Raw genomic sequence first — 21,650 nt, 5'->3', positions numbered from 1 at the left:
GCACAAGGAGGAAACCCAAATGAGACCAGCGCGTCTTGCCGGCGTTGCGGCGACCATCATCGCTCTGTCCGGCGCGGTCTTCATCTATCTGGCTCATCCGGCGGCAGGCTCCGATCATCAGGATTCGATGACCGTCGTCAACCGCCCGGGAGCCGACATCACCGACGTCTTCGTCTATCAGGCGCCGGACAACTCGAGCAATGTCGTGCTTCAGATGGACGTCTTCCCGCTCATCTCGCACGCGAACCTCGGCGCCGATGCGCTCGATCCGGCCGTGCTCTATCAGCTCAAGATCGACACGAACGGCGACGGCATCGAGGACCAGGTGCTGCAGCTCAAGGCGAAGCACTCGGGTACGGGTCAGTCGATCGAGGTCTACGGGCCGTCGGCTCCGGTGCTGACCGGCACGACATCGAAGCTCGTCACCAAGGTCGGGACCGTGACGTTCAACGATCGCACCGGCACGCCGCTCTCGAACGGCGTCAAAGTGTTCGCGGGTGACGCGAAGGACCCGTTCTTCTTCGATCTCGCGCGGTTCTTCCAGATCCTGCCCGATCGCGACTATCAGAACCAACCGAATCCTGGACCGCCGAATCCGGGCATCGGATTCCAAGGCTTCGCGCCGGGCAATCCGCACGGCTGCGCGACGACGGCGTCGCAGGACTTCCTCTCTTCGAACCAGTTCAACGTCATCGCCATCGTCGTCGAAGTCCCGAAGTCGATGCTCGGCAGCGGCCACATCGGCGTCTGGGCGACGACGAGCACGACGAGCGGCAACTAGGAGGATATGAAGATGCATAACGGATCGATCACTCTCCGCGCAGCGGCGCTCGGCGCGCTCCTCGCGATCGGCGCGGCAGGCTGCACGACCTCGTCGTCTTCGCTGCCGGCGGCCGGGCACAAGTCCACGTACGTCCAGATCGAACGTCTGTCGCGACCGGCCGTCAAAGAGGCGTTCGAGAACTTCTCTAACCACGACCAGTCGAACCGCTCGGCACCGACGCAAGACAACCTGCTCCACGACTCGATCGTGACGTTCATGGAGAACGACGCAGGACGCGACACGACGACCTCGACGACGCTCGCCTCGATCCTCACCCCCGACGAGATGCAGGCGGATCTGAGCAAGACCGTCGCGGGTTGCGGCACGCCGAACACGCCATGCGGCGCGTATCTCGGCGTCGAGACGGGCGGCGCCACCGGAAACACGTTCGGCGGCCGGTGGCTCAACGACGACGTCATAGACATCTCGCTCGGGGCGATCTTCGGCAACACACTCGCCGCGCTCGGCGTCGTACCCGACGACCACCACGAGTCGCCGTGCCTGACGACCGACAACGTCGGAACGGCGCAAGCCTACAGCGCGACCTTCCCCTACGTCAACACCCCATACTAAAGGAAGAGGCACGCATGAACGCCCGGGTCATCTGGTCTGTCGCGGCGATCGCCGTCGCCGCGCTCGTCGCATGGCCGGCGTTCATGCGCGCTAGCGCATCCACCCCCGACGTGGTACCGGCGCCGGCTTGGACCGCCGCGCCGGTCATCGCCGACTACGCGAACCGCGACGCGCTCGTCGCGACGTACGAAGCGGATACGAAGCGCAACTCGCGCGACCAGATCATCGCGACGATGCTCGCTGGACAGTACCTCCAGCGCTATCGCGAACGCGCGGACGTCGGCGATCTGCTCCGAGCCGAAAACGAGGCGAAGCACTCGCTCGCGCTCCAGCCGCGCTACAACATCAACGCCGACATGGCGATGGCCTCGGCGCTGACCGCTTTCCATCAAATGCGGCCCGCGCTCGTCTATGCGAAAGAGGCGTCGCGTATCGTCCCGTCCAGCTTCACGGCGCGCGCGACGGTCGCCAACATCGACATGGAAATCGGCGATTATTCAGCTGCGAAGGACGCGCTGACGTCACGTCCGAGCAGCGACGATCCGAATTGGGATATCGCGCTCGCCCGCTACGACGAACTGACCGGCCACCTCTCGTCCGCGCGCACGATCATCGATGGTGTGCAACGCCGGATGGATGAGGTCGTCGACAATCCCGCCGAGACGCGAGCCTGGTCGCATTGGCGTCAAGGAGAGCTCGCATTCGCAGCCGGCGATACGCAGGCGGCTATCTCGCGCTATAAGGAATCGCTCTCGATCTTCCCGGGCTACTGGCACGGCTACGATGGGCTCGCCAAGGCGTACTGGGCGAAAGGCGACTGGACGAATGCGCTCGCGTTCGCGACGAAAGGCGCGGAAGTCTATCCGCTGCCCGAAGTGCTCGGCTATGAATACGATGCGCAGCTCGCGCTCGGCAGGCGTGGCGATGCTGCGCAAACGCTCGATCTCATCTATGCGATCGAGCGCATCGGCAACGCGCAGGGCATGAACGACCGGCTCATCGCGATGTTCTACGCCGACCACGGGCTTCGTGCCGATGACGCCGTGGCGATAGCGCGCCGCGACCTCGCGCGCCGCGACGACATCTACGCGGAAGACACGCTCGCCTGGACGCTTGCAGCCGCCGGCAAATGGGAGGAAGCGCGAGCGCATTCGGAGCGCGCGGTTCGCCTCGGCACGGAGGATGCCAAGCTGCAATACCATGCCGGCATCATCGCGCTCCACTGCCGCTATCGAGTTGAAGCCCGAAAGCGCCTCGAGCTTGCCTTAGCGATCAATCCGCGCTTCAACCCATTCCAAACGGTCCAGGCGCAACAAACGCTCGCTCAACTCAGCTCTGGATAGGATGAAGCGGTCGACCTTTACGGTCGACCGCCGCGGCCCTTCCAATTCGGAGTGTAGTAGGCCGAGCGAAGCTCGGCGCGTGAACGTTGCGTGCCGAGTTCGCATGACGAATGGCGCACGGGCTTGACATCGTAGTCGTCTATCGTCCATGCGCTACTCGATGGTCTTGCTGGCGGTGGCGGCGGCCCCACATGTTCGCAGATACCTGGACAGGCGTGCTCGTCTAGAGTCGTCATTGCATCTGCTGAGACGTGAACCGCTGACCACATCGCGGGGTGCAACGGAACTAGGAAGTAGACTTCGTATCGGTCGGGCGCGAGCGAAACGAACGAGTAAAAGCCCCGCGCGTTCGTTCGCGTCATCGCAAGATCGCTCAAGGAACAAGCCTCAACCACGATGCCTGCTAGAGGGATGCCCGATCCCTTCCAGGTCACGTGGCCGCTAATGCCGCCAGTCGTTCCAGCGTCAGCGACCGACGCGGTAGCGGTCACGAAGACAGCGATGGCTGCCGCCCTAAGCAACTGTCTCATGCCAAAATCGTATCACAGCGGGACGTCGGGCGATAGACGTCCCGGCATGACGCGGGAAAGCCATGGTATGAGCGTCCCTAGCCGAAACGGACCCACCCCTCGCTAGGACAGAATAATAGAAGCCTCCGCCATCTCAAAAACCCCCGGAAAAGGTCCACCCCCATGCCCCGCCCGCTTCGAACTCCAGCGCCCGGCTCGTTCAGGCTGCGCAATGGCCTCCGCGTCGTCGCTGCGCCAATGCCCAGCGCCGGCAGCGTCAGCTTCACGCTGGCCGTCAAGGCCGGATCCATCTACGACCCGCCTCGTGCGAACGGGCTCGCCCACTTCCTCGAACACCTGGTCTTCAAGTCGACCGACGACTACTCGCGCCAACAGCTGGCGGCTTCCATGCAACGCTGCGGCAACCGCTTCGACCCGGCGACGAGCAAAGAGTCGATCGCTATCTCGGGCACAGTTCCGTCGCCAAAAGCGGACGAGGCGCTCGCGCTCATCGCAAGCGTTGCACAGCGGCCCCGTTTCGCGGCCGACGACATCGAGACCGAACGCCTCGTCGTGCTCGAAGAGCTTCGCGATTGGGAAGACGATCCGAGCAAGCGCATCGAGGTGCTGGCAGACGCCGCACTTTGGGGTCCACATCCGATGGGTCGTGACATAGGGGGCAAGCGCGCGACGATCCGCGAGATCACGCGCGACCAGGTCAGACGATACCATCGCCGCTATTTCCACCCGCGCAACGCCGTGTTGAGCGTGGCCGGTGCACTGAGCGAGCGCGATATGCTCGCGCTTGCTCGCCGGCACTTCGGCGGATGGACGACGTCCGCGATCGCCGCGACGCCGCGGCGACGCGTGGCTGCGCAACTCGCTCCCGCCGGGCTTCAGCGACGCCGATCGAAGGTGCTTCGTCGATCAGGCACGTCGCAAGTGTGGTTCTCCGCGTCGACGACGACGCCGTCGTATCCGGACGGCTACGATGCGGTTCTCCAGACGCAGCTCGCGCAAGTGCTGATCGGCGATGGCGACGGCAGCCGTCTATGGGACGGTATGCGGGAACGCATGGGTCTTGCGTACGAGGTCTATGCGACTCTCGACTTCTATTCGGACGTCGGCGTCATGAGCGCGATGGCCGCAGTCGGTCGCAATAGAGCCGGGGTTGCCGTGCGAGAGATGAAGCGACTACTAGAAGACACATCGCGAGGATTCAGCGCCGACGAGTTCTCGCGGGGCAAGGAAGCGCTCGCGGCGCAGATCGATCTCGGCGCGCAATGGCCGATGGCGAACGCCGCACGTTATGCAGAGCTGACGCTCATCGACCAGCCGCTCGTGACGCCGGCTCGGGAGCGCGAGATGCTCGACGGCGTTGGCATCGCGCAATTCAACGAGTTCGTGCGCGAACGCATCCGCTGGGATGCCGCGGCGGTCTGCGCCATCGGCGAAGGCCCAGCGCTCGACGCGGTGAGGGCCTAACGTCGCATCGATAGGCCCATGATCGCTCGAACATGGGCCCAGTCACACCGCGAGTATCGCGCAAGGCAAGCGTTGGAATCTGCGCGAACGCGGCCGCATGAAGTGGACGACGCGCGAGCGCGCCACGACGGACCGCGCATCTTTCGCGCGGTCCGGTGTACGCTTGGACGGCCGTCCGTGACCGAATTCAAGATCGGCCTTCCGCTCGCGCGACGCATCATCGTCGATGCGCTTTTCGCGAGCGCGTCGGATCCTCACGCGTACGCGTACAGGGCGACCCACGTCGGCTTCTATCTAGCGCCGAAAGATCAAGCGGGTCGCGTCCACGACTATCGATACGACGAGACCGGTCAGACGTTCTTCGTCTACGACTCGCTCGGCGATCCGGTCGCGCGCATCTTCCTCAAAGACGACGAATGGCGCGCGGGCATGCAGGGCGTCGGAGAATTGCCGTTCCACTTCGGCGGCGCGAAGCTGCTCCTCGCAACGCTCGCGAACTAACCCACGAACCCTTAGACTCTTCCGCCTTCGCGCTTCATCGTCTCGACGACGATGCGCTTGTTCAGCCGCGTGCGCGATAAGTCGACGCTCACTGACCACGTCAAGTCCGCGCGACGGTTGTCGCCGGCTTGCGGCGGCCGGGGCTGTTCGCCCGCACCGGCGACGCGAACGCTCACCGCGTCGCGATCGATCGATTGATTCAAGAACCAGTCGACCGCCGCGGTCGCATTGCGCGTCAGGTCGAACGTCGCGGTGACGATGTTTGCGCTGCTCATCACCGCTGTCGTTTGTCCAATGCGACTTTGCGCCCTTCAGCGACGACGCTCGGGATAGGACGCCCGTCGCACCCGACCGAAAACGGCCCACATGGCGACGAACACACCGATCACGGTCGCGTACGGCGACGGCATCGGTCCCGAGATCATGCATGCGACGCTCGACATCCTGAAAGCCGCGGGCGCGCGCCTCGATATCGAAGTCATCGAAGTCGGCGAGAAGGTCTATCTCGCCGGCAATTCCGCCGGCATCGCGCCGAACGCGTGGGAAAGCCTGCGCCGGACCAAAGTATTCTTGAAGGCGCCGATCACGACGCCGCAAGGCGGCGGTTACAAGAGCCTCAACGTCACGACGCGCACGGTGTTCGGTCTGTACGCGAACGTCCGGCCGTGCGTGTCGTACGCGCCGTACGTGCGGACGAAGCATCCGAAGATGGACGTCGTCATCGTCCGCGAGAACGAAGAAGACGTCTATGGCGGCATCGAGTACCGGCAGACGCAGGGCATGACCGAGTGTCTCAAGCTCATCTCCCGCCCGGGCTCCGAGAAGATCGTACGCTTCGCATTCGACTACGCGAAGCGCAACGGCCGCAAAAAAGTCACGTGCTTCACTAAAGACAACATCATGAAGATCACGGACGGTCTATTCCACAAGATCTTCGATGAGATCTCGGCGGAGTATCCCGACATCGAGCACGAGCATTGGATCGTCGACATCGGCGCGGCGAAGCTCGCCGACACCCCGGAGGCGTTCGACGTCGTCGTGCTGCCGAATCTGTATGGCGACATCTTATCCGACGTCGCCGCTCAGATCGCCGGCTCAGTCGGACTCGCCGGCTCCGCGAACATCGGCGAGTCGTGTGCGATGTTCGAAGCGATCCACGGATCGGCGCCGCGCCGCGCCGGTCAGAACATGGCTAACCCATCGGGTCTGTTGCTCGGCGGCGTGCTCATGCTCGTCCATATCGGACAAGGCGACGTCGCGACGCTCGTCCACAACGCGTGGCTGCGGACGATCGAGGATGGGATCCACACGTACGATATCTTCGATCCGCAGGTGAGCAAAGAAAAAGTCGGCACGAAGGAGTTCGCGCAAGCCGTCGTCGCGCGCGTCGGGCAAAAGCCTGAGAAGCTGAAGCCGGTGGCTTATGCGGTCGAGGCCGCAAAGCCGCCGTCCGTCGGAGCGGCGTCGTCAAAGACCCAGTCGAAGACGCTCGTCGGCGTCGACGTCTTCATCGATCTCGCCGGCGGAAAAGCAGACGATATCGCAGCACGGCTCGGCGGTGGAGCGCTGCGTCTGGCCGCGATCATGAATCGCGGCACGAAGGTGTGGCCGGACGGCCTGCCCGAGACGTTCTGCACCGATCAATGGCGGCTGCGCTTCAAGTCGAAGACCGCGAACGGAACCATCAAACAATCTGAGATCGCAGCATTGCTCGGGTGGATCGAGGGCGCCGGGTTCGACTCGATCAAGACGGAGAATCTCTACGCCTTCGACGGCGCGCCGGGCTACTCGGTGGTGCAAGGGGAGTAGAATAGTAGTAGGCCGAGCGAAGCTCGGCTTGCCGACCTGCGGTCGGCCTACTACATCGGAAAGGACGAGACAGTGGCGACCGGCATGGACAGTTTCAGCGCGAAGACGACGCTCGAATCCTCGGGCAAGAAGGTCTCATATCACAAAGTCGAGGCCGTCGGACCAAACGTCAAACGCTTGCCGGTAGCGCTGAAGATCCTTCTCGAGAATCTGCTCCGTCACGAGGACGGCCGCTCCGTCGACAAAGCGCACATCGAAGCGCTCGCGAACTGGGATCCGAAAAAACCGCCGCAGCGTGAGATCGCGTTTCGTCCAGCTCGCGTGCTGCTCCAAGATTTCACCGGCGTGCCGTGCGTCGTCGATCTCGCCGCGATGCGCGATGCGATGGCCGAGATGGGCGGCGATCCCGACCGCATCAACCCGCTCCAAGACGTCGAGCTCGTCATCGACCACTCGGTCATCGCCGACGCGTTCGGTTCGCGCGAGGCCTTCAAGATCAACGCGGAGCTCGAGTTCCAACGCAACGGCGAACGCTATCAGCTGTTGAAGTGGGGACAGCAGTCGCTGCGACGTTTTCGCGCGCTGCCGCCCGATCAAGGCATCGTCCACCAAGTGAACCTCGAGTATCTCGCGCGCGTCGTCTTCCTCGAAAGCAAGGACGGCGAAGCGATCGCGTTTCCCGACACGCTCGTCGGCACCGATTCGCACACGACGATGGTGAACGGGCTCGGCGTCCTCGGCTGGGGCGTCGGCGGCATCGAAGCAGAAGCGGCGATGCTCGGCCAGCCCGTTTCGATGCTCGTCCCAGACGTCATCGGTTTCAAGATCACCGGCCGCATGCGCGAGGGCGCGACCGCGACCGACCTCGTCCTCACGTGCACCGAAATGCTGCGCAAGCGCGGCGTCGTCGGCAAGATCGTCGAGTTTTTCGGCTCAGGCTTGAGCACGCTCAGCCTCGCCGACCGCGCGACCGTCAGCAACATGTGCCCCGAATACGGCGCGACCGCCGCGCTGTTCCCGATCGACGAAGAGACGTTGACGTATCTCCGCCTCACCGGACGCGAGGCCGCACACGTCGCGCTCGTCCGCGACTATGCGAAAGCGCAAGGGATATTCCGCACCGACGATATCGCCGATCCGATCTTCACGGACGTCATGCATCTCGATCTCGCGACGGTCGAGCCAAGTCTCGCGGGACCACGGCGTCCACAGGATCGCGTGGCGCTCAAGTCAGCGAAGCCGTCGTTCTGCGACGCGTTCGCGCAGATGGCCGAGCGGCGCGAAGCGAAGGTCGCGCAGATGGCGACCTTCGATCCCGAAGGCAACGAAGCGCTCTCGCTGATGGCCCGCAAGCGGACGGTCACGTACGCGGGGCCATCAGGGGCTCAGAAGATCTCCGACGGCGCCGTCGTCATCGCGGCGATCACGAGCTGCACGAACACCTCGAATCCGAGCGTCCTCGTCTGCGCGGGGCTGCTCGCGAAGAAAGCCGTCGAGGCCGGCCTCTCGTCGAAGCCGTGGGTGAAGACGAGCATCGCGCCCGGATCGAAAGTCGTCACCGATTACCTCGCCAAGGCCGGCCTCACGCCCTATCTCGAAAAGCTCGGCTTCTACCTCGTCGGCTACGGCTGCACGACGTGCATCGGCAACAGCGGGCCGCTGCCCGAGCCGATCGCCGAGGCCGTCAACGACAACGACCTCATCGTCTGCTCGGTGCTTTCCGGCAACCGCAACTTCGAGGGCCGCGTCCACCCCCAAGTGCGAGCGAACTATCTCGCTTCGCCGCCGCTCGTCGTGGCATATGCGCTCGCCGGGCGGATGGACTTCGACTTGGTCGACGAGCCGCTTGGCACGACCGACGGCAAGCCGGTCTACTTGCGCGACTTATGGCCGTCATCGGCGGAGATCAATAAAGTCGTCGCGGAATGCGTCGCCGAGTCGATGTTCCGCATCCAATACGCCGACGCGTTCGGCGGCGACGAGCGCTGGAAGTCGATGGCGGTCCCGGCCGGAACGAGATTCGAGTGGAGTCCGTCATCGACGTACGTCAAACGGCCGCCGTTCTTCGACGGCATGCCGCGCGAAGCGCAGCCGCGGGCGGACATACGCGGAGCGCGCGTGCTCGCATACGTCGGCGACAGCGTGACGACCGACCACATCTCCCCAGCGGGCAGCATACCGAAGTCGACGCCCGCCGGCAAATATCTCATCGACCACGGTGTCGAACCGAAAGACTTCAATTCGTACGGCGCACGCCGCGGCAACCATGAGGTCATGGTGCGCGGCACGTTCGCGAACGTGCGGCTGCGCAACCGGCTCGCGCCGGGCACCGAAGGCGGTTTCACGCGCCACATGCCAGACGGCGAACAGATGACGATCTACGATGCGTCGATGCGCTACCAGAAGGACGGCGTGCCGCTCATCGTCATCGCCGGCAAGGAGTACGGTGCGGGTTCATCGCGCGACTGGGCCGCGAAAGGCCCGCGACTGCTCGGCGTCGTTGCCGCGCTCGCCGAGACCTTCGAGCGGATCCACCGGAGCAATCTCATCGGCATGGGGATACTGCCACTCGAATTCGCCACCGGTGAATCGGCTGAATCGCTCGGGCTCACCGGCGAGGAGACGTACGATTTCGCCGGCATCGCCGGCGGCGTCAAGCCCGGCGCGAAGATCGCCGTCACCGCGACCGACTCCGCCGGGAAGAAGAAGCAGTTCACGACGACGGCACGCATCGACACGCCGGACGAAGCGGAATACTACCGCCACGACGGCATCCTCCAATACGTATTGCGCCAGATCCGAGGCTAGGCGCTAATACAGCCGCGCGCCGTTGGGCACCGCGGCTTCAGGAACGACGAGCACGACCGCGCCGGCTTCGTCCTCAACACCGAGCGTCAACACCTCGCTCGCGACGCCTGCGATGCGCTTCACCGGCAAATTGACGACACCCAGCACTTGTTTGCCGACAAGCTCGCTCGCTTGGTAGCGCCGCGTCAACTGCGCGCTCGAAGTGCGTGTGCCCGTCGAGGGGCCGAAGTCGATCCGAAGCTTGTACGAAGGTTTGCGTGCGCCGGCGATCGGCTCGGCCTCAAGCACGGTGCCAGCTCGTATCTCGACGGCGGCGAACGCTGCGACGATTTCATCCATATCGAGCGGGATGCGTCGGCCGGCCGCTCGAATCTTGCATCTGAAAATGCCCGAACGCGTCACCCGCGCTGTGCGCGTCGCCGTTTTCGCGCTCTGCTTCGTGTTCGCGAGCGGCCATTCTGCAAATGCGTGCCCGGTCTCACGCGGCGCCGCGCTCGTGCTCGTTTCGCAAGAACTCGATCCCGACGTCTTCCTCTGGGATTCCGCCGACCGGCTCGTCCGCTACGCGTCCGGCGATTACGACGTCCAGACCGTCCTCAAACACACGGTGCTCGTCCACGCTTTCAGCAAGGCGTTCGCGCTCGGCTGCCGCAAGCAGGTGATCCGTCCGAGCGCCTCGGGCGACCCTTCGGGAGCGTCGACCATCTACTTGATCGGGGTCCGGGTCGTATCGGGAGACGCGCGCGGCAAATACGGCTGGGTGTTGTCCGCCGACATACGAGGTCCGAGCGGGCGCCGCTTGACGTCACAGCGGCGCCCGTAGCGCCGAAGCGAGCAGGCCGGCCTAGGCGGACGGCAGAAGGCCCGGAGTCCACGTGCTGATCTACACGATACGGCGCCTGCTTCAGGCGATTCCGCTGATGGTTTTCATCAGTATCATCCTGTTCACCATCCTGCATTTCATGCCGGGTGGTCCGCTTGCGCCGTACATGCAGAACCCGCACATCACGCAGGCCGATATCGAGCGGCTCAGACATAATTTCGGGCTCGATCGACCGGTGTACATCCAATACCTTTCGTGGCTCGGTGCGTACGTGCGCGGTGATTGGGGCTGGTCGACGATGAACTCGACGACGGTGACGGAGGCGATCGCCGAACGGCTGCCTGCGACGCTCGAACTGATGGGCATCTCGCTCGTCGTCTCGCTCGTCATCGGGTTGGCGTTCGGAATCCTAGCGGCGGTCCGTCCGTACTCGTTGTGGGATTATTTCGTCACGACCTTCGCGTTCTTCGGAATGTCGATGCCGACGTTCTGGTTCGCGATCCTCTTGCAGATCGCGTTCGCGGTCAACGGCATCCACTTCCGAATCCCGTTCTCCGACTACCGCATCGACTTCAGCCTCCCTTCCGCGGGGCGCTACGAAACCGACGGCGGCGGCTTCGTCGACGGCCTCCGGCATCTTATCTTGCCGGTGACCGTGCTTTCGCTCATCCAGATCGCGACGTGGTCGCGCTTCACACGCGCCTCGATGCAGGAAGTGCTCCACACGGACTACATGCGAACCGCCGCGGCGAAGGGACTCAGCTACTGGAAGATCATCTTCAAGCACGGTTTGAAGAACGCGCTCATGCCGGTCGTCACCGTGCTCGCGCTCGCGCTGCCCGGCGTCGTCGGCGGCGCCGTGATCACCGAGACGATCTTCGCGTGGCCGGGCGCGGGCCGGCTCTTCATCACGGCGCTCTACCAGCAAGACTTCTCGCTCCTCATGGGCTACCTCGTCTTGATCTCGGCGCTGGTCGTGATCTTCAATCTGGTCGCCGACCTCGCGTACGGTTGGCTCGACCCGCGGGTGAAGTACGACTAAGATGGCGATGCGACAGGTATTGCTTCCCATGCGGACCCCGGGCTCGGAAGAGAGCACGCTGCAAGAGGCGCACGAGGCCGAGTTCACACGCGAACGACACCAGGCGTGGCGGAAGTTCCGCCGGCACTATCTCGCGCTCGCCGGTGCGGGCGCGCTCATCCTCATCGCTATCAGCGCCATCTTCGCGCCTGCCTTCACCCATTTCGATCCGAACGCGATCGACGGGAACTGGAGCGGCACGCCGCTCGCGCCCGGCCAGTTCGGTCATTGGCTCGGCACGGACAACCTCGGCCGCGACTTATGGGCGCGTATGCTGTTCGGCGGCCGCATCTCGCTGACGGTCGCGATCTTCGCGGTCCTCATCGAGGTCGTGCTCGGCACGATCGTCGGGGCTATCGCCGGCTACTACGGCGGTTGGATCGACTGGGCGATGATGCGGTTGACCGACACGTTCTTGTCGATCCCGCTTTTGCCGTTGCTACTGGTGCTCACCGGCATCGTCGCCGCCTCGTCGACGAAGGCGGCGCTGAACCCCACGAGCATAGTCCTCATCATCGGCTTCCTCTCGTGGATGCCGGTCGCGCGGCTCGTGCGCGGCGCTTTCTTGAGCTTGCGGGAGAAAGAGTTCTGCGAGGCCGCGCGCGCGATCGGGAGCAATGACAACCGCATCATCATGCGGCACTTGCTGCCGAACGCCGTCGCGCCGATCATCGTCCAGGCGACGCTCGACGTCGCGAACGTCATCATCCTGGAATCCGCGCTTTCGTTCCTCGGTTTCGGCATCCAGCCGCCGACCGCGTCGTGGGGCAACATGCTCTCCGACGCGCAGGAGAACGTCTCCATCGCTTGGTGGGCGGCGGTCTATCCCGGCCTGTGCATCTTCGCGACCGTCCTCGCGATCAACTATATGGGCGACGGACTGCGCGACGCGCTGGACCCGAACGTTCGTTGATGCTATAATGTGGTCCGGTGTTTTTTCGTGCCCAGGTGGCGGAATTGGTAGACGCGCTAGTTTGAGGGGCTAGTCGGGTAACACCGGTGCAGGTTCGAGTCCTGTCCTGGGCACGTTTCGAACAAGGCTTCTTCGGCTTTGGAGTTGATTGATGGCTTGGGCAATCGGCGTCGACCTCGGCGGCACGCACGTCATGGCGGCGACCGTCGATGATCGCGGCAAGATCCGCAGTCGTTTTCAACACGAGCTGAAATCGCACGACTTCGACGATGTCGTCGACCGAATCGGCACGGCCGTCGGTAAGGCGGCGGCGTCGCTGAAGGGCCGCAAGGTCGAGGGCGTCGGCGTCGGGTCGCCCGGCAACATCGACGAGCGGACCGGCACCGTCCGCTGGTCGCCGAACTTCGAGTGGAAGAACGTGCCGCTCGGCGCGGCGCTCAAGCGCCGGCTCGGTCAGCGCGTCCACATCCTCAACGACGCGCGCTCCGCCACGCTCGGTGAATACGTCCACGGTTGCGGCAAGGGCACGCAGGACTTCGCGCTCATCACGATCGGCACGGGGATCGGCGGTGGCATCGTCGCGAGCGGTAAGCTCATCCTCGGACACGGCATGGGCGCGGGCGAAGTCGGTCATCACCAGATCCGGCCGGACACCGGCTTCATCTGCATGTGCGGCAAAGTCGGTTGTTTCGAGGCGCAAGCCTCGGGTACCGGACTTCTCCGTCACGCGCTTGCCGTCGCGCCATCGTTTCCGCGCAGCATGCTCTTCCTCCAGCGCAAGCCTGCCGATTGGGGCAGCAAGATGATCGTGAAGGCGGCGGCAGCGGGCGATCCGCACGGCGCCGCCGCGTGGGAGCGCTATCTCGACGATCTCGCGATCGGCGTCGCGAACATCGTCGCTTTCACGAACCCGCAGATGGTCGCGCTCGGCGGCGGTGTCGGTCAGACCGACCGTGCGATGCTGGCGGTGCCGCTGAAGCGGCGCGTCGACGTGCTGACGACGATGGCGCCGAAAGATACGAAGATCGTTTCGGCGGCATTGGGCAACGACGCAGGTGCGGTCGGCGGAGCGGTGCTCGCCTTTCTGGGCGGGATCAAGGCCTTACGCGCCGCCCGCTCGTTCTGACCGCGGCCGCCCGATCGAGCATTTCCATCAAAAAGCACGCGATGTCGTGCGCCGCGTTCGGGCGTGCGCTTCGCAAAGCGCGTACGCGCATGCCTTCGAGCTCGGCCGATGCTGGTGCGAATAGCCTATCGAGCGCTGCGATGACCGATGCGTCGTCGAGCGCCACAACACCGGCGCCACGCGAGCGTACGTAGTCGAGGTTGCCCTTTTCCTGGCCCGAGATGTACTCGTACAGCACGACGGGCAGTCCGGTCGCTGCAGCTTCGGCGATCGCACCGGGTCCGGCTTTCGTCAGCAGAAGGTCGGCGGCGCGCATGTAGTCGGCGACGTTCTCGACGAACCCGAGGATCTGCGCACCCCGGCCGAAGTCCGCGACGTTCTCGGTGAGGTGTTTGCGCAGCTGTTCGTTGCGTCCGGTTATGACGACGAGCTGCAGACCGAGCGTGCGTACCGTCGGCGCGATGTCGGCTAGGAGATGCTTGAGTCTGCCGCCGCCCTCGCCGCCGCCCATGACGAGAAGCGTCCGCCTATCGTCGAGTCCGATAACGGCCTTCGCTTCCGCGCCCGTGCCGATGCGAGGCGTGAATCCGGCTCTGATCGGTAGACCAAGATCGTGGACGCGCGTCGGCGGAATCCCGCGTTCGACGCAGAGCGCACCAGCCTCAGGCGAGGGAACGACGTACTCGTCGGCGGCAGCACCGGTCGTCCAGCTGTGATGGATCGTCACGAGATCGGTGATGACCGTGACGAGCGACGCATCGATGCGCATCGAGTGGATCAGGCGACGCGCGAACGTGTTGAGCAGAGGATGGACCGACACGACGATGTCCGGCCGGATGGCGGCGAGCATGCGCCGGAAGCTGCGTCGGATCAACGGCATGCCGAGTTCGGCGATCACGCGGAAGCGCGTGCGGCCGTTCGTCAGATGATAGATCGCTGGATACGGGCTCGGCTGCACCTTGAGCATCGTGCCGTAGGAGGCGACGCCTTCGCGGAGCGGAAACCACGAAGACGCGAACGCGTCGACTTGATTCGTCTCGATCGACGTGCCGCCGGGCAACGCTTTGAGCGCGCGGTCGATCGCCTGCGCCGCTGCGCGATGACCGCCGCCGGTGTCGGAATAGAGGAAGAGGATGCGCGCCGATGAGCCGGGGGCCGGCTGTTCTGACTGCACGCTTATGGTTTTCGCACGGCAGGCAGCTTGCGCCTTCGCCTGTCCCGTGACTCGATGAAGGTAGCAGTCGTCGGCGCAGGCATTATCGGCGCGTGCGCAGCGTTCGAGCTCGCGTCGCAGCGCCACGACGTCACCGTCTTCGAGCAGTTCGACATCGATCACGATCGCGGCAGCTCGTACGGCGATTCGCGCATCATTCGACGCTTCTACGATGATCCGTATTACACGGCGCTCATGCCTCTTGCGTATGATCTGTGGCGCGCGCTCGAGCGCACGACAGGCGTTCATCTCATAGACACGCTCGGCGGCCTATACTTCGGACCGCGCGATCACGAGCGCCTCGCCGCCGCGCGGCGCGGCTTGGAAGCGATCGGCGAGCCCGCCGAGCTGCTCGGCGCGCAAGCGCTGCGCGCAAGGTTTCCCGCATTCCGATTTCGCGACGATGAAGCGGGCATCATCGACGGATCCGCGGGCAGCCTGCGCGCGTCGCGTTGCGTCCGTGCGGCGGTCGAGGCGGCGCGTCGTGACGGCGCGATGTTCGTCACCGGTCGCAGAGCCGGCGCGATCGCGCGCGCGCCCGGTGGCGGCGTCGCGATCGATATCGCGGGCGAGCGCGAGATCTTCGATCGCGCCGTCGTCTGCGCCGGTCCCTGGACGCCGGCCATGTTCGAAGACTTGCGTCTGCCGATCCGCGTCACGCGTCAGCAATATGCGTACATAGCGCCGACGCGCGACGCCGCGATGTTCGAGCCGGGCGCGATGCCCATCTGGATCGACGCTGCCGAGAACTGGTACGGCTTTCCGCGCCACGGCGACGTCGACGGCGTGAAGTTCGCGAGCCACGACTTCGGACCGACGGTCGATCCCGATCGGGTCGATCGAACGATCGACGATCGCGAGATCGAGCGGACGCGCGCATACGCACGCCGCCGTTTTCCTGCGCTCGCCGACGGCGAAGTGATATTCGCGAAGACGTGTTTGTACTCGGTGACGCCGGATGAGGATTTCATCGTCGACTCGGTCGAAGGCATTCCCGGTTGCGCGTTCGTCGGCGGCTGTTCCGGTCACGCGTTCAAGTTCGGCACGCTGCTCGGCGCGGTCGTCGCCGACATCGCACTCGATCGTCCTCCGCGCGTCGACATCTCACGCTTCCGTCGCGAGCGCTTTTCACGCGCGTGAAGCGCCGCTAAGGCGATGCTGGAGGTGCGTCCAGCGCGGCGAGTGAACGTTCACAGCCGCTCGCAGTGCGCGTGAAAGGGCATCTCCGTCAAGAACAGCAGCGTGACGGTCAACCCCGGCCTCGAAGGCGTCGTCGTCGGATCGACCGCGATCAGTCTCGTCGCCGGCGACGAAGGACGTCTGACGTATCGCGGATACGACATCGCCGATCTCGCCGCGAACGCGTCGTTCGAAGAGATCGCCTATCTGCTTTGGAACGGTCGACTGCCCAGTCGCGCCGAGCTGACGAGCTTGAGCAGCGCGATGGCAGCGGCGCGCGCGCTCCCGAAGCCGGTCATCGACATGCTCCGCTCGTTCGAGCCGAAGTCGTGGCCGATGGACGTTCTGCGCACGGCCGTCTCCGCGGTCGGCACGCACGAGCCGCCTCGCCCGGACGGCACGCATCCTTCCGACATCAATACGGCGATCCGTCTGACGTCGGTCGCCGCGACCGCCGTCGCGGCATGGGATCGCATCCGCCGCGGGCTCGACCCGGTCGAGCCGCGCACCGACCTCAGCCACGCCGCGAACTTCCTATATATGAAGAACGGCGATGTTCCGTCTCCGACCGCCGCCCGAGCGCTCGACACATACTTCGTGCTTCTCGCCGATCACGGCTTCAACGCGTCGACGTTCGCGGCGCGCGTGACCGCTAGCACGTGGTCCGATATGTACGCTGCCGCGACGACGGCCGTCGCGACCCTTCAAGGCGACCTGCACGGCGGCGCGCCGGGCAAGGTCATGAAGATGATCCAAGAGATCGGATCGCCGGAGAAGGCCGAGCCGTACGTGCGCCGGCTGCTCGAAAAGGGCGACCGCGTCATGGGCATCGGTCATCGCGAATACAAAGTGCGCGATCCGCGCGCGGGTCCGCTCGAGGCGATGGCGCGCGATCTCGGCAAGAGCTCGGATGAGCCGCAGTGGTATGCGATCGCGCACGAGCTCGAAGCGATCGCCGTGCGCCAGCTCCACGAGAAGAAGCCCGGACGCCAGCTCTATGCGAACGTCGAGTTCTACTCGGCGCCGACGCTCTTCGGTCTCGGCCTCGAGCCCGATACGTTCACGTGCATGTTCGCGTGCAGTCGTATGGCGGGTTGGACCGCGCACATCATGGAGCAGATGGCTGATAACCGCCTCATCCGCCCGCAAGTGAAATATACAGGCCTGCTCAACCTGCCCTGGACTTCCATCGACCGCCGCTAAGGTCCGGACCTTTCCTAAAGAAAAGGGGAGCGGTCGAGATTTATCTCGACCGCCGCGGTCTACCCAGTTGTCCGAAACGGTGAGGCCGCGACGGTCGAGCTAAAGCTCGACCGCTACAAAAATTTGGCCAAGCCGCGGCGGTCGAGATGAATCTCGACCGCTCCCATTACTCAAACGTCGACGCGAAAAAAAGTAAGACGGCCGAGGGGGACCGGCCGTCTTTACAGTTGCGATTTTGGCGACGTCTGGAGCGTTAGGCGACTGCCGTTTGCGGCATCGAGGCGACGTGCGGGTTGCGGTAGACGACCGCGTAACCGTGGCGGATGGCGACGAGGTAGCACGCGGAGCAGATGTGGAACTGGGGCGGTCCCGCCGACACGAAACTGACGTAGAGATTCGATTGTTTCGCGTCCGAGTGGCAGAAGGCACAGGCGTCCATGTCGGCGATTCCTTGTCGTGAAGAGCGTTACGTACATACGACAAGACGGTGCCGGCGGCGTGACTCTGCGGCCTCGTGTGAGACCGCCGTCACAGGGCTAGCCGAGTAAAAGCCGCGTGGTGAGGCCGCGGCGGTCGAGATGGACTCTCGACCGCTCCCGAATAGGACGCTATTCTCCGATGGGTGCGAACAGGTCGTCGAGGTCCTCGCGCGTGAGGCTCTTCGCAAACGCGGCGTCGGTCGCGATGACGGAATCTGCGAGTGCCTGTTTGCGGCCCTGGAGGGCTTGGATCTTCTCTTCGACCGAGCCGAGCGTGACGAGCCTGTACGCTGTCACGGGCTTTGTCTGACCGATGCGATGCGTGCGGTCGATCGCCTGGCGCTCGATGGCGGGGTTCCACCAAGGATCGTAGAGGATGACGTAGTCGGCTTCCGTGACGGTGAGACCGACGCCGCCCGCCTTGAGGCTCATGAGGAACACCGGCGGTCCGTCCTCGCGCTTGAAATCTTCGAGCACTTTGCTGCGGTTCTTCGTCGTGCCGTCGAGGTATGAATAGCCGAGCGTGCGCGAATCGAACGCCTCACGGATGATGCCGAGCATCTCCGTGAACGAGGAGAAGACCAAGACGCGGTGCCCCGACTCGACGATCGATTCGACGAGTTCGAGGAACGCGAGGAATTTGCCCGATGCCTCTTCGTCTTCGCGCCAATGGTCGCCGACAAGGCCGGGGTGACAACAGATCTGACGCAGCTTCGTGAGCGCCGCGAGGATCGAGAGCTGCGCGCGGCCGATGCCGTGCTCGTCGACCTCGCGCAATATCTCGCGCCGCGCACGCAAGACGATTTCGCGATACGCCTTTTTCTGCGCCGCGGTCATCTCGCACTCGATCGTCTGCTCGGTACGTGACGGCAAGTCGGCCGCGACTTGCGTCTTGAGGCGGCGGATCATGAACGGCTGGATGCGCTTGGCGAGACGCTGCTGCTTCTCGGCGTCGCCGTCGCGCATGATCGGCGTCTCGAAGGTCGTCCGGAAATGGCTCTCGTTGCCGAGTAGGCCCGGCATGACGAAGTCGACGATCGACCAGAGGTCGAGGACGGAGTTCTCGATCGGCGTGCCGGTGAGCGCCAAGCGCTGCTCGGCGTCGAGCGACTTGATGACCTGCGATATCTTCGCCTGCGGGTTCTTGATCTGCTGTGCTTCGTCGAGCACGACCGCTCGGAAGCCGATCTTGTTGAGGCTTTCGGCGTCGCGCCGGGCGAGCGCGTACGACGTCACGAGCATGTCGTACTCACCGGCGGTCTTGTAGATCGCATCGCGGCCGGAGCCGGCGGAAAGAAGCGTCACCTTGAGCTCGGGCACGAAGCGCGCGGCCTCGTTGACCCACGTGTGCGTCACCGAAGTCGGGCAGACGATGAGATTCGGTGCGCTGCCGACGCCGACGCGGCGATGTTCGAGATACGAGAGCACTTGGAGCGTCTTGCCGAGGCCCATGTCGTCGGCGAGAATGCCGCCGAAGTGATAGCTGCCGAGATAGGCGAGGAAGTCGAGGCCGCGCTTCTGATAGGGTCGCAGGATCTTCGCGAGATTGGCCGGCGGCTCGATCTCGTCGATGCCCTTGAAGTCTCGCACGGATTCGCGCAGCTCGCGAAGCGGTGCCGGCAGCTGCGATTCGCCGCACGCCCGCTTGAGATCGTCGTAGACCGAAAGCATCTGCGCGGCGGTGAGTCGCGCACGTCCGCCTTTCTCGAGGCTGCCGCCGAAACCGCCGGTCGCTTCGCGCAACAGCGCGAACGACGAGAGGTCGATGAATCGGCCGTCGGAGAGACGATGAAAACGCCCGCTTGAATGCCAGAGCGCTTTCACGTCTTCGGGAGAGAGCGGCTTGCCGTCGAGAAGCAGCTCGACCGAGATCTCGAGCCAATCGATGGGGCCGGTCGAAACGGCGCCTTTGCCCTTTTTCCCCTTATCCGCGCGTTCGCGCTCTTCGGCGGTATCGACGGCGACGGAGACTTGCAGCGCCTTCGGGCCTTCCACGAGCGACTTGACCGTATCGTCCAGGTCGAGCTGCAGCGTCGAGCGCCACAGCGGGAGGACGTCGGTGCCGAACTGGTATGCGGTATCGGTCGGCTCGAGACGCCATTTCGTCTCGTCGAAATGTGGAGGCGGCTCGTCTTGATGCTGCGCCGCGTACGCGTCGGCGATCTCTTTCCACGGCCGGAAACCTGCGGCTTCGAGCTGGCTGCGGACGCGCGCAGCGACCGCGGGATCGCAATATGCGTAGCGCGGCGTCGAGCCTTGATGACCGTCGTCGACTCGCTGCAGCGGATTGAACTCGAGCGTCGTCACTGGCCAATTCGCGCCGCTCCCGGCGTCTTCGATCGCAGCGTCAGCTGTGATGCCGTCGCCTTGCCATCGGAGCCGGAGCAATACTTGTTGCTTCATGTCCTCGGGCACGAGCATCATGCCCGCGGCGGTTTCGCGGTCGAGCAAGCCGTGCGCGCGTTCGAGGAATTGCGGCACCTCGGGCGGCGAGAGGCGGATGGTCGGCGACGCCTTCAACCTGTCGATGACGCGGACGCTGAAGCTGCCGTCGTGAAGATAAAACGTGCTGCCGTCGAAAAGCCACGCGGGGGTGCCGTCGACCGTGCGCACGCTCTCGCACGTGATCTCGGAGCCATCGGGCCGTACGAGCCGTCCGCCGAGGTCGAGATGCATCTCGTCGTCGCGCGTGCCGCCTAGTCGAAGGCGCAACGGCGCGAGCGCGATTCGCACGGGCGGCATCGTCTCCGGATGGGCGCCGAGATGATCGTCGAGCCGCAAACGAGGATGCGAGATGAGCCGAAGCAGCAACTGCGCGAAGTTGTGCGTCAGACGTTGCGTCTGCTCGCTCGTCGCGCGGGCGAGCGCGTAGTCGGCGGGCGTGCCGAAGACGGCGCCGAGCGACGCATCGGAGAGGAGCGCGGCGTCGTGGCGATCCCATTCTTCGCCCGTGACGTTCGCTTGTCGCGTCGTGCGATAGAGCTGTTGAAGATCCGCGTGCGTGCGCGCGACGCCGTGAAGCTTCGGGGCGTCGAGGCAAAGCCGCGCGTGGAAGACGCCGAGCCGCTCGTCGTAGCCGACGACGATCCATAACCGACGGCGCGGCACGACCGCTTCATGATGCGGTGTGAGGAGGTCGAGGAATTCGACGAACGCCGGCGAGCCGGCAGGCGACTTCGCCGCCGCAGAAGGGGTCGGCGCGACGACGGCGGCGGTCGCTGCACCATTGCCGTTTTGTGTCTGAGGCGTCGAAGGCGCGGTGGTCGCGTGACCGTTGGTCGCGGGCGCTTGTCCGTTCGGCGGCGCCGGCGGGGAGCTCTCGCCGTCTTCTTGTTGTTCGCGCAGCTCGAGAAGCATGTAGAGCGCAGCCACCGCATGCTTGCAGTCGTATCCGTAACGGCACGTGCAGTTGCAGCGCATGCCGAGCGGCGGGCGCGACGTGTCGCGCGTCAGCGTCGTCGTGTGCGTCTCGGTGTCGGCGACCGTCGCGACGATGTCAGCGCGACGGAGATTCAGGCTTCTGACTTTACCGCGCTGATAGGCGGCGAGGCCTTGCGCGATGATCGGCTTCGGGAATGTGCCTTCGATCGATGGTTGAGACGGCAACCATTCCTGCCACGAGCCGAGCGGCGGTCCGCCGCGATTGGGAGCAACACCGTCCTCGAAGCGAAGCATCACCGGCTGGTGGGGCTTCGATTGCGCGCGAATGGCCATATTCGTCTCTTTTCGACGGTCCGGGTGCACGGTTCCCTCTAAAGCCCGGGCCGATTGTCATTTCTTCA

Annotated in this window: 16 protein-coding genes, 1 tRNA gene and 1 pseudogene; 13 read left to right on the top strand and 5 right to left on the bottom strand. The window is 64.6% G+C overall.

Features of this window, described 5'->3' with window-relative positions:
• Positions 1-19: 19 nt before the first annotated feature.
• The 4 genes and pseudogenes from VFO25_10150 (at position 20) to VFO25_10135 (ending at position 5,234) form a co-directional block, all read left to right on the top strand.
• Positions 20-1,396 (top strand): annotated as a pseudogene (locus VFO25_10150) (DUF4331 family protein).
• A gap of 14 nt (positions 1,397-1,410) precedes the next feature.
• Positions 1,411-2,739 carry a tetratricopeptide repeat protein gene (locus VFO25_10145; GenBank protein ID HET9343261.1) on the top strand — a complete coding sequence of 443 codons (1,329 nt, stop codon included), beginning with the start codon at positions 1,411-1,413 and terminating at the stop codon, positions 2,737-2,739.
• Positions 2,740-3,431: 692 nt separating this feature from the next.
• Positions 3,432-4,733, top strand: a complete 1,302-nt coding sequence (locus tag VFO25_10140) for a pitrilysin family protein (GenBank protein HET9343260.1) — start codon at positions 3,432-3,434, stop codon at positions 4,731-4,733.
• A 177-nt stretch (positions 4,734-4,910) separates the two neighbouring features.
• Positions 4,911-5,234, top strand: a complete 324-nt coding sequence (locus VFO25_10135; GenBank protein ID HET9343259.1) for a hypothetical protein — start codon at positions 4,911-4,913, stop codon at positions 5,232-5,234.
• An 11-nt stretch (positions 5,235-5,245) separates the two neighbouring features.
• Here VFO25_10135 and VFO25_10130 read toward each other — a convergent pair whose 3' ends face one another.
• Positions 5,246-5,509 carry a hypothetical protein gene (locus VFO25_10130; protein HET9343258.1) on the bottom strand — a complete coding sequence of 88 codons (264 nt, stop codon included), beginning with the start codon at positions 5,507-5,509 and terminating at the stop codon, positions 5,246-5,248.
• Between the two features lie 91 nt (positions 5,510-5,600).
• Here VFO25_10130 and VFO25_10125 point away from each other — a divergent pair, with 91 nt between their 5' ends.
• Positions 5,601-7,043 carry an NADP-dependent isocitrate dehydrogenase gene (locus VFO25_10125; protein ID HET9343257.1) on the top strand — a complete coding sequence of 481 codons (1,443 nt, stop codon included), beginning with the start codon at positions 5,601-5,603 and terminating at the stop codon, positions 7,041-7,043.
• Between the two features lie 72 nt (positions 7,044-7,115).
• Complete coding sequence (gene acnA / locus VFO25_10120; protein ID HET9343256.1) at positions 7,116-9,851, top strand: aconitate hydratase AcnA; 2,736 nt, start codon at positions 7,116-7,118, stop codon at positions 9,849-9,851.
• Between the two features lie 3 nt (positions 9,852-9,854).
• Here acnA and VFO25_10115 read toward each other — a convergent pair whose 3' ends face one another.
• Positions 9,855-10,190 (bottom strand): tRNA-binding protein, encoded by a 336-nt coding sequence (locus tag VFO25_10115; GenBank protein HET9343255.1) that lies wholly within the window; start codon positions 10,188-10,190, stop codon positions 9,855-9,857.
• A 46-nt stretch (positions 10,191-10,236) separates the two neighbouring features.
• On the opposite strand from VFO25_10115, the gene VFO25_10110 reads away from it, so the two are divergent.
• The 5 genes from VFO25_10110 to VFO25_10090 all read left to right on the top strand — a co-directional run bounded on the left by VFO25_10110 (position 10,237) and on the right by VFO25_10090 (position 13,794).
• Complete coding sequence (locus VFO25_10110) at positions 10,237-10,674, top strand: hypothetical protein (protein ID HET9343254.1); 438 nt, start codon at positions 10,237-10,239, stop codon at positions 10,672-10,674.
• A gap of 52 nt (positions 10,675-10,726) precedes the next feature.
• Entirely contained in the window at positions 10,727-11,716 is a 990-nt protein-coding gene (locus VFO25_10105; GenBank protein HET9343253.1) for an ABC transporter permease, read from the top strand.
• 1 nt (position 11,717) lies between these two features.
• Positions 11,718-12,668: an ABC transporter permease gene (locus tag VFO25_10100; protein HET9343252.1), complete on the top strand. Its 951-nt coding sequence runs from the start codon at positions 11,718-11,720 to the stop codon at positions 12,666-12,668.
• Between the two features lie 29 nt (positions 12,669-12,697).
• Positions 12,698-12,781, top strand: a tRNA-Leu gene (locus tag VFO25_10095).
• A gap of 38 nt (positions 12,782-12,819) precedes the next feature.
• The gene (locus VFO25_10090) at positions 12,820-13,794 is read left to right on the top strand and encodes an ROK family protein (GenBank protein ID HET9343251.1); all 975 of its coding nucleotides are present in this window, start codon (positions 12,820-12,822) and stop codon (positions 13,792-13,794) included.
• Here VFO25_10090 and VFO25_10085 read toward each other — a convergent pair.
• Positions 13,763-14,968 (bottom strand): glycosyltransferase, encoded by a 1,206-nt coding sequence (locus VFO25_10085; protein ID HET9343250.1) that lies wholly within the window; start codon positions 14,966-14,968, stop codon positions 13,763-13,765. The genes VFO25_10090 and VFO25_10085 overlap by 32 nt on opposite strands.
• A 54-nt stretch (positions 14,969-15,022) precedes the next feature.
• Between VFO25_10085 and solA the strand changes: the two genes are divergently transcribed.
• Together solA and VFO25_10075 are read left to right on the top strand one after the other, a co-directional pair.
• On the top strand, positions 15,023-16,147 hold the full coding sequence (gene solA / locus VFO25_10080) for an N-methyl-L-tryptophan oxidase (GenBank protein HET9343249.1): 1,125 nt from the start codon (positions 15,023-15,025) through the stop codon (positions 16,145-16,147).
• 102 nt (positions 16,148-16,249) lie between these two features.
• Positions 16,250-17,389 (top strand): citrate/2-methylcitrate synthase, encoded by a 1,140-nt coding sequence (locus VFO25_10075; protein HET9343248.1) that lies wholly within the window; start codon positions 16,250-16,252, stop codon positions 17,387-17,389.
• Positions 17,390-17,642: 253 nt separating this feature from the next.
• On the opposite strand, the gene VFO25_10070 is transcribed toward VFO25_10075, so the two are convergent.
• Entirely contained in the window at positions 17,643-17,828 is a 186-nt protein-coding gene (locus VFO25_10070) for a hypothetical protein (GenBank protein HET9343247.1), read from the bottom strand.
• A gap of 169 nt (positions 17,829-17,997) precedes the next feature.
• Positions 17,998-21,582, bottom strand: a complete 3,585-nt coding sequence (locus VFO25_10065; protein HET9343246.1) for an SNF2-related protein — start codon at positions 21,580-21,582, stop codon at positions 17,998-18,000.
• Positions 21,583-21,650: the final 68 nt, after the last annotated feature.

Source organism: Candidatus Eremiobacteraceae bacterium (genome assembly GCA_035710745.1).
GTDB lineage: Bacteria > Vulcanimicrobiota > Vulcanimicrobiia > Eremiobacterales > Eremiobacteraceae > JANWLL01.
The sequence above is the reverse complement of the archived record's forward strand: the minus strand, read 5'-3'. Positions and strand labels throughout refer to the sequence as shown.